This is a genomic window from Comamonas sp. JNW, from assembly GCF_003105075.1.
In the GTDB taxonomy this organism is placed as follows: Bacteria; Pseudomonadota; Gammaproteobacteria; order Burkholderiales; family Burkholderiaceae_C; genus Comamonas; species Comamonas squillarum.
The window spans coordinates 204,363-219,351 of record NZ_QETI01000005.1; the positions used below are offsets into that span (position 1 = coordinate 204,363).

Genomic DNA, 14,989 nt, shown 5'->3' on the forward strand with positions numbered 1-14,989 from the left:
CGCAGGACCACGGGCGCAAGACGCGGCAGTCCCGCGCCAAAACGCGCCAGGCATGGCTGGCGCGTTTTGGCTGGAGCGAGACCAGCATCAACAACCTGTGGGGAAGCGGTGGACACTACATATGGTGTCTATGGGCTTGAGTGTACGCTACCTGTAGCGTTCTTGGCAGCAGAAAATCAGGCTCGATTTCTGCTAGGCACTGGCGGATTGGGCGAAGAATGCTGCAAAATCAACGCGCAGAGCGCCGGTAAATATATGTATCCGGGCGGGCACATTCCCGGTGATGAAGAGGGGCATCATCCCCCGATGTTGATGGCGATCACCATCTGGTTGATCGCCTGGGCCATCAAGCCATAGACCAAGCTGAATGGCAGGCGGTACCTTACCCTTTTGCAGCACCGCCCAAACGAAAAACCTGCTGCACTTGCGTGCAACAGGTTTCGATAAGGATGGTCGGAGCGGTGGGATTCGAACTCACGACCCTCTGCTCCCAAAGCAGATGCGCTACCAGGCTGCGCTACGCTCCGACTAAGCCGCTATTGTATATCGAGCTGGAGCGCCTTCCGGCGAAAAATGATTACTTTGACAACTTTTCATCTGCTGGGGTGGTTGGCGAGACAGCCGCCCTGCCCGCTTGCACAGCAAAACCGAGAGGGCCGCGCCACCCGCCGTGCATGAAGCAGCATGTGAAAGATGCTTGCCGGCGCGCCATCAGGATAAACCGCGCCATATCGCGAATTGCCAAGAATTGCCAAAACAAAAAACCTGCTGCATTTGCATGCAACAGGTTTTTAAATGGAATGGTCGGAGCGGCGGGATTCGAACTCGCGACCCTCTGCTCCCAAAGCAGATGCGCTACCAGGCTGCGCTACGCTCCGACTAAGCCGTTATTGTAACCAGGGTTTGGGCAGCTGCATTTCGTATTTGACGATTTTTTTACAGCGGCCACCACCGATGCGGTTAACGTTGTTGGGTCGGTGCCGGGCCACGGCCAGGCAGGTGACGGAAAGTGATGCGGCCCTTGCTCAGATCGTAGGGCGACATCTCCAGCGACACCTTGTCACCGGCCAGAATGCGAATGTGGTGCTTGCGCATTTTGCCGCCTGTGTAAGCGATCAGCTCGTGGCCGTTGTCCAGCTTCACGCGAAAGCGCGAATCGGGCAGCACTTCGGTCACGGAGCCTTGCATCTCAATCAGTTCTTCTTTAGCCATATAAGTCGACGAATCCTTGTCTAGTGGTGCATGTGCGAAACCGGTTCGCCATGCTGTTCTCAGTGCCACCAACAAGCGGTGGCTCTCTCCATGGTTCGGGAGGGCCTTGCCAACTCTCGCCACCCAAGGGGCAAGGGCCTTCAAGGCAACCAAGCGGATATCTGCCAGCCCGACAACGGGGCGCAACAGCCAGCATCCCACACAATATTGACGGCGCAGCTGCCAGGGCAGCCAACGCCTCCAAGCTATAAAAGCTTGCAAAGCTCTCTATTGTACTATGTTGCTGCCAATTCCGCTGTGGCTTGTCTCGTATAAACGCCGCCGGTGATCCGCAGGCCCGCATGGCTGTGCTGGCAGCAGCAGCGCCGGCGCATCGGCTAGCATGGCGCATGCATGCGCGGCTGGCTCCAGGCCGTGCAACCCGATGGCTCCCTCCCCTTCACCAACGAACACCATGAATGCTGCATCCCCCCGCTACTGGCTGATGAAAAACGAGCCGGACGACTATGCGATCGACCATGCGCTCAGCGCCCCCGATGCCACCATTGCCTGGGATGGGGTGCGCAATTACCAGGCGCGCAACTTCATGCGCGATGACATGCAGGTGGGTGACGGTGTGCTGTACTGGCATTCGAGCTGCGCCGAGCCCGGTATTTACGGCATTGCCCGCATTGCAGGCCAGCTGCGGCCCGATACCAGCCAGTTTGACCCGCAGTCCAAATACTATGACCCCAAGTCCAAGCCGGAGGCCCCGCGCTGGTTGATGCTCGATGTGCAGGCGCTGCGCAAGATCAGGCCGATCACGGTAGCTGCACTGCGCCAGTACCCAGAGCTGCAAGAGATGCGCGTGCTGCAAAAAGGCAATCGCCTGTCGATCACGCCGGTGGACGAGGCGCATTGGCGCTTTATCATGGACCTGGTCAAGGCCCAGGGCTAATGCGCGCGAGGAGCGCTGCCAGCCCCCGTTGGCGGCAAGCGCTGCTGCATAATACAAAACCCGTGAGCTGCCCATGCAATAAGCACCGGCAGCTATTTTTTTGATACTACCTTTGCGCCCAGGAATCCCCATGGCTTTTGCTGACAACCTCCAGTCCCTGCCCTCCATCGACCATATCGCCGAGCTGCAACTGATCGCTGCCGATGGCCAGGTGGCGGCCACCATTCCCAATGCACCGGGCAAAGCCGGTTCGGTCAAGGTCTACAACGCGCTGGCGGCCAAGCATGGCGGCATCAATGTGGCAGCGGCCGAAGAAGGCCTCACGATCTTTGCCGAGCACACGGATGACGCCAAGGCCCGCCCCGGCGCGCATCCCAATATTGATCGCCTGATGGAGGTGATCGCCTCCGGCAAGGGCTATACCGTCAAGATCGTCTCGGCCTGAGGCACCTGGGCCGCTTGCAGCGCCGGCGCAGCTGCTGGCTGGCCGGCATAGGCGGCCACAAAGCGCTGCAGCATCTGCTGGGGCACGGGCGTGTCGCTCAGCTGCGCGAGCATCGCCGCCGGGTCAAAACCTTCAGCTTGCAGCACCTGCGCGCGCAGCTCGATGCAGGCGGCAGCCACAGCCGGGCTGAACTCCGGATGGAACTGGGTGGACACCGCATGGGGCCCATAGCGCACGACCTGGTGCGGATCATGGGCCGAGCGGGCCAGCACCCGGGCGCCGGGCGGCAGCTCCAGCACCGTCTGCATATGGGTCAGGTTGGCTTTGAAGTGCCGGCCTGAGCCAGCGAGCAAGGCCTCGTGCTCTGCGCCTGGCAGCAGCGCAATATCCAGGCACCCCATCTCGCGCCCCTGGGGGTGGTAGTCCACCCGGCCGCCCAGCGCATGGGCCATCAGCTGGTGGCCGTAGCAAATGCCAAAGAGCGGCATGTCCCGCGCCATCGCCTCCCGTATCCATTGGGCGGTCGCCTCGCTCCAGGGCAGCAGGTCCGTCACCATGGCCCAGGAGCCGGTGATGATCGCAGCGCTGTGTGCATCATGCGGCGGCAAGGGTTCGCCCTCGAACACCCGCACCACCTGGAAGGCAGGCCCAGCGGCGAGGACGGCGGAGAACCACAGCGGCAGATCGCCGACCTGGGCACGGATGTCGTCGGGCGGTGTGCCGACCTGGATAAGCAGCAGAGTTTTTTCAGACACGGGTGAAGGCAAAAAGAAGGGCTGGCCCATGCACTGTAATGCAGGCCAGCCCCGGATGGCCTTCAACCCGGTGGATTTAATTGCCGGTTTTGCCTCAGTACCGGAAGCGCAAGGTCGACTGGCGCACCACCTCAGGCAGCTGCTGGGCATGGGCATAGGCTTCGCGCAGGCGGCTCGCGTCGTTGACGCCTTCGTTGACGGTCTTGCGCAACTGCTGCAAGGCCTCCTTGCTGTTCTCCGGCACATAGGACTGGATGCGCTGCAATGTCAGCAAGATATGCTCGCGCAGCCCAAAGGACTCGCTGGTTGCCGGGTCCACATAGGCGCCTTCAAGGCCAAAACGGCAGGCCTGGAAGCGGTTGTAGGTGTAGACCAGGTAATCGTCCTCGCTGGGCTCGAACGGCTCCTCGGCCAGAAACCAGGCGCCCAGCGCCTGCACATAGGCAGCAAGCGCCACGGCACGCTCGATGGACAGCGGCGTGTCAAACACCCGCACCTCCACCGTGCCGAACTCCGGCTTGGGCCGGATATCCCAGTAGAAGTCCTTCATGCTGTGGATCACGCCAGTGGCCGTCATCTTGTCGTAGTAGCGCTCAAAGTCTTCCCAGTGCAGCGCAAACGGCGCCCGGCCCGAGAGCGGAAACGCAAACACCGAGTTGAGCCGCGCCGAATCAAAGGCCGTATCCTGCCCCTGCACAAATGGACTGGAGGCCGACAGCGCAATAAAGTGCGGGATATAGCGCGAGAGGCGGTGCAGCATCATCAGCGCCGCATCGGCGCCCGGGCAGCCCACATGCACATGCTGGCCAAAGATGGTGAACTGCTTGGTGAGGTAGCCGTAGAGCGCGGTGATCTCCTTGAAGCGCGGCTTGTTGTAGATGCGCTGCTGGTGCCACTGCTGGAACGGGTGCGTGCCGCCGCCGGCCAGCGCAATATTGAGTTTGTCTGCCGCCTTGACCAGCGCATCGCGCGTGACGCTCAGCTGCTGGTAGGCGTCCTGGGCGTCGGTGCAGATGCCGGTCGATATCTCGATCATGCTCGTGGTCACCTCGGGCACGATGGAGCCGGGCACCTGCGCGTTTTTCAGCAAGGCCAGCATATCGGGCGCATAAGGTGTCAGGTCATAGTGGTTGGTGTTGACCAGCTGCAGCTCCAGCTCGACGCCGAGCGTCAAGGCCTCGGACTGGTGGAAGGCTTCAAGCGTCATGGCGTTTCTCCTTGCTGGTGAGGGCAGACAGGCCGATGCCGCGGTGCGCCTCGCCACTGCGCCACAAAGCGAGCGAGGCCAGCAGCACGCCAATCACCTCGCACAGCACAATCATCGGCAGCGCGATGGACGACACGCTCACTGCCACTTCCGGGTTGATCGCAGCCCATTGCGCCACCTGGCCGGAAGCCAGCAGCAAGGCCAGGCCCGAGCTGGGCGACTGTGCGCAGGCCACCGGCCACTGGCGCAACCAGCCAATGCCGGTGCCCGCGCCCAAGAGCAGCACGCCGCCCATCTTGCCCAGCAGCCGCGCCAGGCTGACGGCAGCGACCAGGCTGATCAGCGCCGCGCTGGGTGCAATCTGGCCGGCCATGCTGGCCACCAGCACAAACATCAGCAAATTGAGCATGGTGTTGCCGGCCATAAAGGCCGAGGGCCAGACCATGGGCTTGGGGCTCAGGTTGCGCAGCATGACACCGGCCAGCACAAAGCCCAGCGCCGCCGAGCCGCCAAGACGCTCCGCGAGCAAACTGGCAGCGACCAGCACCGCGAGCATGTAGAGCGCCGTGGAATCACTGCGCGACGATCGCCAGCGCAGCACCGGCCATAGCGCGGCGGTGGTCAGCAGCGCCCACAGCAGGGTCAAACCCAGGCTCCACAGCAAGTGGCCCATGCCAGCTGCCGTCAGCACGAGGCCCGATTGCGCATCCGTGCCCGCGACGGGCGACCAGGCCACGGTGACCACCAGGCCCAGCACCAGCGCATATATGCAGCCCAAGGTGGCCATCAGCAAGCTGCGGTCGGTCACGGCGCCACTGGAGCGCAGGTCGGCCGAGATGCGCAGCAGCACCGAGGGCGAGGCCACCATGGCCACCACCCCTACCCCTAGCGACACCGCCCAACCCATGCCCAGCAATTGCAAAGTGGCCGTGACCAGCACCAGAGCGGCCATCGATTCGACCAGGCTTTGCAACAGCAAAAATGGCTGTCGCATCAGCCATTTCAGGGAGATTTGCGAGGCCGCAATCAGCATGCTGGTGCCCACTGCCGTGTGCAGCAGCACCTGGGTGTTGCCCTGCAGCGGCCAGGGCAGATCGCCAAAGCCCAGCCAGCCAGCGAGCAGGCCCACCACTGTATAGCCCAGCATGCGCGGAAAACCGGTGAGTCGGAAAACCGCGTGCCCGGCAAGTGCCGCAGCTGCAACCAGCACGCACCAACTCATCAAGGGGCCCACACTGTGTTCAAGCCAGCCGCCGATCTGCGGCAGCGGCATGGAAGATGCTGCTTGGGGTGGCATATCTGCACCCTCCTCCAAAAAGTGTGTCCTGCATGCATGGCCGCAGGGCACAGAGCTGTAGATCGCCTGGCAGTGCCGCTGTCTGACGTGGCCAGCTTCAAAAGCCAGACCATGGCAGGCACTGCGAGGCAGGGGATGCACCAGCGTGGTGCCCAGGCACCTTGTTGCACTTATGCATCAGATCGTTAACCAATCTCAACAACTTTACTGGATGATCTGCCGATTGCCACCACAGCATGCCGGCGCTGGGCACAAAAAGCCTTCAGTCCTACAATGCAGGCCGCATGAGCTGCTCTTTTTACCAGGCAGGTGTGCCGAGCACCCAGCCCTGCATTGGCGCCCAAGCGTGCTATTTGGAACGTAGCATGCGGTGGGTACAAAAGATGCCAGCATCCCATCGGTAAGCTGCACTGGCAAGCCCGGTGCCCGCACCTGCCCCAGCACCGCCAGGCAGTGCGCGCCAATATCCGACTGCGCAGTGATGCCACCCCGCCGCCCGCCCCAACCAGTTGCAGCCGTAACCGTATGATCGCGGCTCTGATGCGGCCAGCCACAAGCTCCCAGCGCCTGCCCGCTACCCACCGGTAGCGCCGCGTTCACCGCCCTTTCGCTGCCCCGGACCGCTATCCCTGGTCGGGCACCTTGCCCGGCGGACGAGCGTGACAGCGCAGCCGCGACCACGCATCAGCCACTCCCTGCTTTTTGGCCCCTGTGCATCCGGATTTGTCCCTCCGCACAACCTGGGGCCCGTTTTTGGTCTGGATATATCCGTGCTTGCCTTGTTGACCCGTCTTTTCCCCGTCTGGGCGGCTGTGATGGCGCTGATCGCCTACAGCGCGCCCTCGGCCTTCCTGGGCTTCAAGCCCCATATTGCCCAGCTGCTGATGCTGATCATGTTTGCTATGGGCGTGACCCTGCGCGTGGCCGATTTCAGCCGCGTGCTGCAGCGCCCGGCCCCGATTGCGGCGGGTCTGTTCCTGCACTACCTCATCATGCCGCTAGCGGCCTGGCTGATTGCCAAGGCGCTGAACATGCCGCCCGAGCTGACCGCAGGCATGGTGCTGGTGGGCAGCGTGGCCAGTGGCACCTCTTCGAATGTGATGATTTTTCTCTCCAAAGGCGATGTGGCGCTGTCAGTGACGATCAGTGCGCTGTCGACCCTGGTGGGGATTGTGGCCACGCCGCTGCTCGCGCGCCTGTATATCTCGGCCTCGATCGACGTGCCGGTCAGCGCGCTTTTGATGGAAATTGCGCAGATCGTGCTGCTGCCCATTGGCCTGGGCCTGCTGCTGAACCATTTCTGGCATGCGCAGATCAAGCGCGTAGAGCGCCTGCTGCCGCTCGTATCGATGGTGGCGATCTTGTTGGTGCTCTCCACCGTGGTGGCCTTGAGCCGTGACCGCATTGCTACCGTCGGCGGCGTCGTGCTGGCGGGCGTCATTGCGCACAACCTGATCGGCTACCTGGGTGGCTACTGGGGCGGTCGCCTGCTGGGCTTTGACAAATCGGTCTGCCGTACCCTGGCCATTGAGGTGGGCATGCAGAACTCGGGCCTGGCAGCCAGCCTGGGCGCCAAGTTCTTCAGCCCCATGGCCGCGCTGCCGGGCGCCATTTTCTCGGTCTGGCACAACATCTCTGGCTCGCTGCTGGCCGGTTACTGGTCCAGCCGCCCCACGGGCACGGCCAATGACCATGTGCGCCGCGAAGACGTTTCGCTGCACTGATCTTGCAGATCCGCAGGGCTGATCAGGCGCGCTGCGCTGCTGGTTGCGCCGCCAGCATCAGCCCGGTGCGGCTGCGTGCGCCTGCGACCAGGCCGCTGATCAGCTGCGTCTCGGGCAGGTTCTTCCAGTAGCGGCGCGGCATTTCGCGCAGCATGGCCTGCTCCTTGAGCCGCGCCGGATTGAAGGTCGATTGGTAATAGGCCAACCACAGCGCCTCGCCCGCATCGGGGCCCGGTGCCTGGGCTTGCGTGGCGCCAGGCCCCCATTGCAGGCATTCCTGGTCCCAGAGCACGCTGCAGCCTGGCGTCAGAATCGCCCAGCGCATATTGCTAAAGCGCTCCCTAAAAAAGCCCGAGGCCGCGCGCACGATGTGGTGCTCGGGCTCGAACCAGGCCACATGCAACGGTGCGCCCTTCTCGTCCTGCGCGGGCCGAAAGCGCACAAAGGCATGCATCTTGTGGATCTCTCGCCCCACCGCACGGGCCAGGCGTTCGATCTCGCGCCAATCGGCATCGAGCGCATCGCCTGCCAGGCTGGGCATGCACTGCAGCCGCCACAACCAGCGGTAGCACAGCATAAAGCGGCCCGGGTTGCGGTGGCAGCAGGCATGGCGCAGCACAGCCAGCTGGGGTTTGCGGATATGCACCGGCTGGCCGGGTGCAATGGTCAAACGGTCCAACGCATCGGGGGTAATAACGCGGGCCGGCGCATCGGCAACCCAAGCACCGGCAGCCGCAGCATGGGCTGCCCCAGCATCCGCAAACAAATCACCATCCTCGGCCTGGGTGGACAGTTCATCCGTCCAGCGCCAATGCACCACCTCGGGCGCTGCGCCCAGGGCCAGCAATACCCGCGCCGCTTGGCGAAAGCCGGCAAAGTCGTCCGGTGCTTCCAACATTACGGTCAAGCTGTCGTTCTCTGCCTGCATGCCGGGCCTCCTCAAAACAGCGCCATCTGCGCGGCAGCCGCCAACTGCATACCGCTGTGCCGGCGCTGCACCGCGCCCTGCCCCATCTGGGCCAGCAGCTGTTGGCGCAAGCTGGGACTGTCGAGCATGGCCAGCGGCGGGTGGTAGTCATCCAACTCGACAAAAGGCAGCACCTTGCTGGTGGCAACGCGCAGCTGCTGCAGATCGGCCAGCCGCAGCCGGCGCACCCGGCGGGCAGCGAGCAGGCGCTCGACACTGCCTACGCCCAAGCCCGGCACCCGCAGCAGCCATGCCTTGGCCGCACGGTTCAGGTCCACCGGGAAATGCTGGCGCTGCGACAGCGCCCAGGCGAGCTTGGGGTCCAGCTCCAGATCGAGCATGCCGCCGGCGGCTGGCGCAGTGATCTCGGCAGGGCTGAAACCGTAGAAGCGCATCAGCCAATCGGCCTGGTAGAGCCGGTGCTCGCGGATCAGCGGCGGCGCCTGCAGCGGCAGATCGGACGATGCATCGGGGATGGGGCTGAAGGCCGAGTAGTAGACGCGGCGCAGGCGCTGGCCGGTGTAGAGCGCGCTGCTTGTGCGCAAGATGGTGGCGTCATTGGCACTGTCGGCGCCCACTATCATCTGTGTGCTTTGGCCAGCGGGCGCATAGCTGGGCGCTGCGGCCCGGGCTGCCTGGCGCTGGCGGGGCAGCGATACCAGCTTGCTGCCCTGCTGGTCTTGCGTCTGCTGCCGGGCCAGCTCGATATGTTCGGCCACCTGGTGCATGGCCGCGGCAATACCTACGGCATCCTTCTCGGGCGCCAACTGCTGCAGGCCCTGCTGGGTGGGCAGCTCGATATTGATGCTGAGCCGGTCGGCATAGCGGCCTGCCATGGCGAGCAACTCAGGGGCAGCATCCGGAATCGTCTTCAGGTGGATATAGCCGCGAAAATCATGGTCCTCGCGCAGGCTGCGCGCCACCTCCACCAATTGCTCCATCGTGTAGTCCGACGACTGGATGATGCCGCTGGACAAAAACAGGCCCTCTATGCAGTTACGGCGGTAAAAGTCCAAGGTCAGGCCCACCACCTCTGCCGCGCTAAAGCGGGCACGCTGCACATTGGAGCTTTTGCGGTTGATGCAGTAGCGGCAGTCGTAGATGCAGAAATTGGTCAGCAGAATCTTGAGCAGTGACACGCAGCGGCCATCGGGCGTATAGCTGTGGCAGATGCCCATGCCCTCGGTCGAGCCCATCCCCTTGCCGCCCAGGGAGTTGCGGGGCTTGCTGCCGCTCGACGCGCAGCTGGCATCGTATTTGGCGGCATCGGCCAGGACCTGGAGTTTGGTGAGGGTTTGCATAAATACTGTGTATATGTACAGTATTCTAGCAAAATCTCCTCGCGTTCACCAAGATGGGAGTGATCCTCCTTGGGAGCGCGCCCCTCCGGGACGCATGGCGGCGCTATTCAGACCGGAGTAGTTTTCTGCAAATACTGTATATAAATACAGCTTTCAGGAAAACTGCCCCCAGACAGCCATCACAGCCCCATCAAGCCTGCGGCCCCAGCTTGGCCAGAACGGCCTTTTCCTTGACGGTGGACTCGGCGGCAAACTTTTTGTAGTCGGCGCTGTTCATGTAGATGGGCAGCATCTCAAAGCGCTGCAGCATGGCCTGGTAGCTTTCCATCTCCATCGCTTCCTTGAAGGCCTTGTGCAAGGCCGCTTGCACATCGGCGGGCATGCCCTTGGGGCCCACCAGGCCAAAGGGCGAGTACTGCGTGGTCGGCAGGCCCAGCTCGATCAAGGTGGGGGTGTTGGGCAAGGTCGGCAGGCGCTTTTCGGTCCAGACGTTCAAGGCGACCATGCGGCCCTGGTCCACATAGGGGATCACGGCGCTGGTATCGGCCGCGACCATCACCTCACCCGCCATCGTGGCGCGCATCAGCTCGGACGAGCCCTTGTAAGGCACATGCACAACATCCAGGCTCAGCTGCTGCGCAATGATGGCCGAGGTGACATGGGGCGAGGTGTAGGTGCCGGTATTGCCCAGCGTGAGCTTGCCAGGATTGGCCTTGGCCCAGGCCACCACGTCCTGCCAGCTCTTGAGCCCGGACTGGGTGCTGGCCACCATGCAGAACGCATAGCCGGTGACATTGAGGATGTAGCTCAGGTCCTCCACCGGGTTCCATTTGAGGCCGGTGGTAAAGGGCAGGCGCATCACGCTCATCGGCAGCTGGGCGATGGTGTAGCCGTCCGCTGCGGTGTTCTGCAACTGGGTAGCGGGCAGTGATCCTGCCGCACCCGGGCGGTTTTCCACGACAATCGGCTGGCCCAGCACCTTGGCCGCGTTCTCAGCGAGCTGGCGCATCGTCAGATCCGTGGGGCCGCCGGCCGGAAAAGCCACCACCAGCTTGATCGCCCGGGTGGGAAAGGTCTTGCTGGCATGGGCCAGCGATGCGCCCGCCCCCATCCATGCACCAGCTGCCGTGGCAGCCCCCGCTTGCAGCATGCTTCTGCGCGTCAACACCATCTCTTTGTCTCCATTTCAGTCTATAGGCGACAAAGAGTGTAGAAAAGCGCTCCCAGGCACGGGGACGCATGGGTGACATGGTCGGCAGCCCGTAAGGATTCTGACTGCGAACCGGCCTGCACTGGCCGGCGAGGCCGATGGCGACGCCCTACTCTACGGTCGCGCCCGACTGCTTGACCGCCTTGCCCCATTCGGCAATTTCGCTGGCGACAAAGCGGTCCATCTCCGGGCCACTGGTCGGCGCGGGCTCGGAGCCCCGGTCGCGAATGAACTTCTGCATCTCGGGGCTGTTGAGGATGGCCACCGTCTCTTGGTTCAGCTTGTCGACGATGGCTTTGGGCGTGTCCTTGGGGGCCATCAGGCCCAGCCAACCGACCGCCTCAAAGCCCTTGAACTCCGGCAGGCCGGATTCAGCAATCGTTGGCACCTGGGGCAACTGGCTGGAGCGTGTGGCTGACGTCACCCCCAGCGGCACGGCCTTGCCAGCCTGGATATTGGCCAGCGCGGCGGTGACTGAGTCGACCATCAACGGCACCTGGTTGCCCAGAAAATCCGCCTGGGCCGGGCCGCTGCCCTTGTAGGGAATATGTTCGATCTGCAGCGAAGCACGGGCCTTGACCATCTCCGCGCTCAAGTGCTGGGTGCCGCCAATACCGGCGCTGGCATAGCTCAGCTTGCCCGGCTCGGCCCGCGCCCTGGCCACCAGGTCGTTCATGCTCTTGATGCCGCTGGCCGGGTTGGCCAGAAAGACAAGCGGCACCTTGGCGATCAAGCTGATGCCGACCAGGTCCACTCGGGGGTCAAAGTTCACCTTTTTGTAGAGCGTCTGGTTGACTGCCATTGCACTGCCCGCGACCAACAAGGTATAGCCGTCGGCGGCGCTGCGGACGACCTGCTCGGAGCCAATATTGCTGCCCGCGCCGGCCTTGTTCTCTACCACCAGCGGCTGGCCCAGCTTTTGGCCCAGTTTCTCGGCGAGCGCGCGGGCAAAGATATCGGTGGCCTGACCCGGTGGGAACGGAACGATCAGTTTGATGGGCTTGTCCGGGTAGGCAGCGGCTGCTGGCATGGCAGCGGCGGCCAAGCTGGCGGCAATGGCCAATGCGGCGGTAGTGGCAAACGCATGGGGGGTCATGGGGTGGGTCTCCTCAAGAGCAGCAGGCGCTGTGGCAGAAAGTGCCGATGCGCTGCGCAGGCTTTTTCTAGCCGGGAATCTTCGCCCATCCTGACTCGCCTTGGCCGCCTCGCCTGTCACCAAGACAACTGCGAGTGGGTGGCGCCTCGCATGTACGCATCGATCAGTTCTGATCGATACGGCACGCAGGCCGCTATCATCGGCGCTCTTATTGTTCACAGCGTATGCCATGTTTTTTGGAATCAGCCACCTTGTCCTTCCCTGCAGCGATCTGGAAAAGGCCACGCATCTCTGGCGCGATGTGATCGGCTTTGCCGCTGCGCGCAGCGGCGAGGGCTATGTCGATATCGACACCGGCAGCGCTCTGCTGCGGCTGCTGCAGGTGCCCAAGGTGGAGTCGCAGACGAGCCTGCGCCTGCAGGTGGCCGATGTGGCCCAGGCCTACCAAAGCCTGCTGGCGGCAGGCAGCACCTCACGCTATGCGCCGATGCGCACCCCTGAACTCGAAGAAATGGCCTGCGTGAGCGATGCCGATGGCCATGCCATCGTGCTGTGGCGCGCCTTGACAGAAGACGAATGGGGCTTTGTGCCCGAGCTGCCCAAGCAAGGCGAATGGACCGCCGATGCCGAGCACCTGCTCCAGCGCCTGCTCGCCCATGTACCGGCGTTCTTTCGCATGCTGGCCCGGCGCAAGACCACGCGCATCATCGAACAGCTGGCCCAGGAGGCGCGCAGCCCCGTCACCCGCGAGTGGGTCATCAAAGGCTATATCACCGCATCGGCCAAGGTCACGCGCTTTCGCCTGGTGGAGCCGCTGCGCGCCGAAGGCATCAACCCGGATGAGTACCGGGCGGAGTTTGACTATGAGTAAACCCATGCCGTGGTCTGCACGGCATTGAACGCTGGGCGCACAGGCAAAAAAAGACAGCCCGTAGGCTGTCTTTTGCGGATTAGATCAAGACCGGCTGGTCTTACTTGCGCGCTGGCGGCACATCGGTGCAGGTGCCATGGGCCACTTCGGCTGCCATCCCAATGCTCTCGCCCAAGGTCGGGTGCGGGTGGATGGTCTTGCCGATGTCCACAGTGTCTGCACCCATCTCGATGGCCAGTGCTATCTCGCCGATCATGTCGCCGGCGTGCGTGCCGACCATGCCGCCGCCCAGGATCTTGCCGTGACCATGGGCTTCGGGCGAGTCGTCGAACAGCAGCTTGGTAAAGCCTTCGTCGCGGCCATTGGCAATGGCGCGGCCCGAGGCAGCCCAGGGGAACAGGCCCTTCTTGACCTTGATGCCTTGGGCCTTGGCCTGGTCTTCGGTCAGACCCACCCATGCCACTTCGGGATCGGTATAGGCCACCGATGGAATCACGCGGGCATTGAAAGCGGCAGCGGCCAGCTCCTTGTTGTCTTGCAGCTCACCGGCGATGACTTCGGCGGCCACATGCGCTTCGTGCACAGCCTTGTGTGCCAGCATTGGCTGGCCCACGATGTCGCCGATCGCGAAGATGTTGGGCACATTGGTGCGCATCTGGATGTCGACATTGATAAAGCCACGGTCCGTCACGGACACGCCTGCAGCCTCTGCGCCGATCTTCTTGCCATTGGGCGTGCGGCCCACGGCTTGCAGCACCAGGTCGTACACCTGAGGTTCGGGCACGGTGACGCCCTCCTTGGCTGGCTCGAACGAGACCTTGATGCCTTCGGGCGTTGCTTCGGCGGCCACGGTCTTGGTGTTGACCATGATGTTGTCAAAGCGCGGCGCGTTCATCTTCTGCCAGACCTTGACCAGATCGCGGTCAGCGCCTTGCATCAGGCCATCCATCATCTCGACCACATCCAGGCGTGCGCCCAGCGTGCTGTAGACGGTGCCCATTTCCAGGCCGATGATGCCGCCGCCCAGGATCAGCATGCGCTTGGGCACGGCCTTCAGGTCCAGCGCACCCGTGGAATCGACCACGCGCTCGTCCTTGGGCATGAAGGGCAGATGCACGGCTTGCGAGCCTGCAGCAATGATGGCCTTCTTGAACTGCACGACCTTCTTGGCGCCGGTCTGCTCCTGGCCATCGCCCGAGGTTTCCTGCACTTCGATGTGGTTGGCGCTGACGAAATTGCCATAGCCGCGCACGATCGTGACCTTGCGCATCTTGGCCATTTGGCCCAGACCGCCGGTCAGCTTGCCGATGACCTTATCCTTGTGGGCGCGCAGCTGGTCGATATTGACCTCGGGCGCGGCGAACTTGATACCGGCCACGTCCAGGTGCTTGACCTCGTCCATCACGGCAGCCACATGCAGCAAAGCCTTTGAGGGGATGCAACCCACGTTCAGGCAGACACCGCCCAGCGTCTTGTAGCGCTCGACCAGCACCACCTTGAGGCCCAGGTCAGCGGCGCGGAAGGCGGCCGAGTAGCCGCCTGGCCCGCCACCGAGCACGACCACGTCACAGTCTTCATCGACCTGGCCGCTGTAGTTGCTGGCCACCGGGGACGGCGCTGCAGCTGGTGCGGACTGCGCTGCGGGAGCAGGCGCCGCTGCTGCAGGGGCCGGAGCGGGCGACGAGGCTGCAGGTGCAGCAGCAGGTGCGGGGGCAGCAGCTGCGCCTTCTGCGGCTTCCAGCGATAGGATCACTGAGCCTTCAGCGACCTTGTCACCGATCTTGATCTTGAGCTCCTTGACCACGCCGGCATGGCTCGACGGGATCTCCATCGAGGCCTTGTCCGACTCGACGGTGATCAGCGACTGGTCCTTGGCGACGGTGTCGCCAGGCTGCACCAGCAGCTCGATCACGCCCACTTCAGCGAAATCACCAATGTCGGGGACTTTGATATCTACGATTGCCATA

At 63.2% G+C, this 14,989-nt stretch carries 14 protein-coding genes and 2 tRNA genes; 5 read left to right on the forward strand and 11 right to left on the reverse strand.

Translation table 11 applies throughout. The annotated features are described in order from the left end of the window. Window positions 1–162: 162 nt before the first annotated feature. The gene (locus DCO45_RS22675) at window positions 163–357 is read left to right on the forward strand and encodes a hypothetical protein (protein ID WP_133248128.1); all 195 of its coding nucleotides are present in this window, start codon (window positions 163–165) and stop codon (window positions 355–357) included. A gap of 93 nt (window positions 358–450) precedes the next feature. On the opposite strand, the gene DCO45_RS09890 is transcribed toward DCO45_RS22675, so the two are convergent. The 3 genes from DCO45_RS09890 to infA all read right to left on the reverse strand — a co-directional run bounded on the left by DCO45_RS09890 (window position 451) and on the right by infA (window position 1,212). After that, window positions 451–527 (reverse strand) — tRNA-Pro (locus DCO45_RS09890). Between the two features lie 274 nt (window positions 528–801). Beyond that, window positions 802–878 (reverse strand) — tRNA-Pro (locus DCO45_RS09895). An 82-nt stretch (window positions 879–960) separates the two neighbouring features. Further along, window positions 961–1,212 (reverse strand): translation initiation factor IF-1, encoded by a 252-nt coding sequence (gene infA / locus DCO45_RS09900; protein WP_021028051.1) that lies wholly within the window; start codon window positions 1,210–1,212, stop codon window positions 961–963. A 454-nt stretch (window positions 1,213–1,666) separates the two neighbouring features. On the opposite strand from infA, the gene DCO45_RS09905 reads away from it, so the two are divergent. Together DCO45_RS09905 and DCO45_RS09910 are read left to right on the forward strand one after the other, a co-directional pair. Then, window positions 1,667–2,149, forward strand: coding sequence for an EVE domain-containing protein (locus DCO45_RS09905; RefSeq protein ID WP_116925681.1), 483 nt, complete (start codon window positions 1,667–1,669; stop codon window positions 2,147–2,149). 130 nt (window positions 2,150–2,279) lie between these two features. Continuing rightward, on the forward strand, window positions 2,280–2,594 hold the full coding sequence (locus DCO45_RS09910) for a DUF2322 family protein (RefSeq protein ID WP_116925682.1): 315 nt from the start codon (window positions 2,280–2,282) through the stop codon (window positions 2,592–2,594). On the opposite strand, the gene DCO45_RS09915 is transcribed toward DCO45_RS09910, so the two are convergent. The 3 genes from DCO45_RS09915 to DCO45_RS09925 all read right to left on the reverse strand — a co-directional run bounded on the left by DCO45_RS09915 (window position 2,567) and on the right by DCO45_RS09925 (window position 5,853). Beyond that, window positions 2,567–3,349 (reverse strand): glutamine amidotransferase, encoded by a 783-nt coding sequence (locus DCO45_RS09915; RefSeq protein ID WP_243419307.1) that lies wholly within the window; start codon window positions 3,347–3,349, stop codon window positions 2,567–2,569. The genes DCO45_RS09910 and DCO45_RS09915 overlap by 28 nt on opposite strands. 94 nt (window positions 3,350–3,443) lie before the next feature. Further along, window positions 3,444–4,556, reverse strand: a complete 1,113-nt coding sequence (locus DCO45_RS09920) for a YbdK family carboxylate-amine ligase (RefSeq protein ID WP_116925684.1) — start codon at window positions 4,554–4,556, stop codon at window positions 3,444–3,446. Next, window positions 4,546–5,853: a cation:proton antiporter gene (locus DCO45_RS09925; protein ID WP_243419308.1), complete on the reverse strand. Its 1,308-nt coding sequence runs from the start codon at window positions 5,851–5,853 to the stop codon at window positions 4,546–4,548. Before DCO45_RS09925 ends, DCO45_RS09920 begins: the two co-directional genes overlap by 11 nt. Before the next feature lie 770 nt (window positions 5,854–6,623). Here DCO45_RS09925 and DCO45_RS09930 point away from each other — a divergent pair. Beyond that, window positions 6,624–7,577: a bile acid:sodium symporter family protein gene (locus DCO45_RS09930; RefSeq protein WP_116925686.1), complete on the forward strand. Its 954-nt coding sequence runs from the start codon at window positions 6,624–6,626 to the stop codon at window positions 7,575–7,577. A 22-nt stretch (window positions 7,578–7,599) separates the two neighbouring features. Here DCO45_RS09930 and DCO45_RS09935 read toward each other — a convergent pair whose 3' ends face one another. The 4 genes from DCO45_RS09935 to DCO45_RS09950 all read right to left on the reverse strand — a co-directional run bounded on the left by DCO45_RS09935 (window position 7,600) and on the right by DCO45_RS09950 (window position 12,085). Beyond that, window positions 7,600–8,505 (reverse strand): TIGR03915 family putative DNA repair protein, encoded by a 906-nt coding sequence (locus DCO45_RS09935; RefSeq protein WP_116925687.1) that lies wholly within the window; start codon window positions 8,503–8,505, stop codon window positions 7,600–7,602. Between the two features lie 11 nt (window positions 8,506–8,516). After that, entirely contained in the window at window positions 8,517–9,845 is a 1,329-nt protein-coding gene (locus tag DCO45_RS09940) for a putative DNA modification/repair radical SAM protein (RefSeq protein ID WP_116925688.1), read from the reverse strand. Window positions 9,846–10,035: 190 nt separating this feature from the next. Then, window positions 10,036–11,016: a tripartite tricarboxylate transporter substrate binding protein gene (locus DCO45_RS09945; protein WP_347707644.1), complete on the reverse strand. Its 981-nt coding sequence runs from the start codon at window positions 11,014–11,016 to the stop codon at window positions 10,036–10,038. A 148-nt stretch (window positions 11,017–11,164) separates the two neighbouring features. Further along, entirely contained in the window at window positions 11,165–12,085 is a 921-nt protein-coding gene (locus DCO45_RS09950) for a tripartite tricarboxylate transporter substrate binding protein (protein WP_243419313.1), read from the reverse strand. Window positions 12,086–12,380: 295 nt separating this feature from the next. On the opposite strand from DCO45_RS09950, the gene DCO45_RS09955 reads away from it, so the two are divergent. Beyond that, entirely contained in the window at window positions 12,381–13,022 is a 642-nt protein-coding gene (locus DCO45_RS09955; RefSeq protein WP_116925690.1) for a DUF2621 family protein, read from the forward strand. Window positions 13,023–13,122: 100 nt separating this feature from the next. Here the strand turns inward: DCO45_RS09955 and lpdA are convergent, their stop codons facing one another. Beyond that, window positions 13,123–14,988: a dihydrolipoyl dehydrogenase gene (lpdA, locus tag DCO45_RS09960; RefSeq protein ID WP_116925691.1), complete on the reverse strand. Its 1,866-nt coding sequence runs from the start codon at window positions 14,986–14,988 to the stop codon at window positions 13,123–13,125. Between the last annotated feature and the right edge of the window lies 1 nt (window position 14,989).

Bases quoted from the DNA above. Each gene is read 5' to 3' on its own strand.
- infA (WP_021028051.1), bottom strand. From the start codon at position 1,212: ATGGCTAAAGAAGAACTGATTGAGATGCAAGGCTCCGTGACCGAAGTG.
- DCO45_RS09920 (WP_116925684.1), bottom strand. From the start codon at position 4,556: ATGACGCTTGAAGCCTTCCACCAGTCCGAGGCCTTGACGCTCGGCGTC.
- DCO45_RS09935 (WP_116925687.1), bottom strand. From the start codon at position 8,505: ATGCAGGCAGAGAACGACAGCTTGACCGTAATGTTGGAAGCACCGGAC.
- DCO45_RS09910 (WP_116925682.1), top strand. From the start codon at position 2,280: ATGGCTTTTGCTGACAACCTCCAGTCCCTGCCCTCCATCGACCATATC.
- lpdA (WP_116925691.1), bottom strand. From the start codon at position 14,988: ATGGCAATCGTAGATATCAAAGTCCCCGACATTGGTGATTTCGCTGAA.
- DCO45_RS09945 (WP_347707644.1), bottom strand. From the start codon at position 11,016: ATGGTGTTGACGCGCAGAAGCATGCTGCAAGCGGGGGCTGCCACGGCA.
- DCO45_RS09955 (WP_116925690.1), top strand. From the start codon at position 12,381: ATGTTTTTTGGAATCAGCCACCTTGTCCTTCCCTGCAGCGATCTGGAA.
- DCO45_RS09940 (WP_116925688.1), bottom strand. From the start codon at position 9,845: ATGCAAACCCTCACCAAACTCCAGGTCCTGGCCGATGCCGCCAAATAC.
- DCO45_RS09925 (WP_243419308.1), bottom strand. From the start codon at position 5,853: ATGCCACCCCAAGCAGCATCTTCCATGCCGCTGCCGCAGATCGGCGGC.
- DCO45_RS09950 (WP_243419313.1), bottom strand. From the start codon at position 12,085: ATGCCAGCAGCCGCTGCCTACCCGGACAAGCCCATCAAACTGATCGTT.
- DCO45_RS09905 (WP_116925681.1), top strand. From the start codon at position 1,667: ATGAATGCTGCATCCCCCCGCTACTGGCTGATGAAAAACGAGCCGGAC.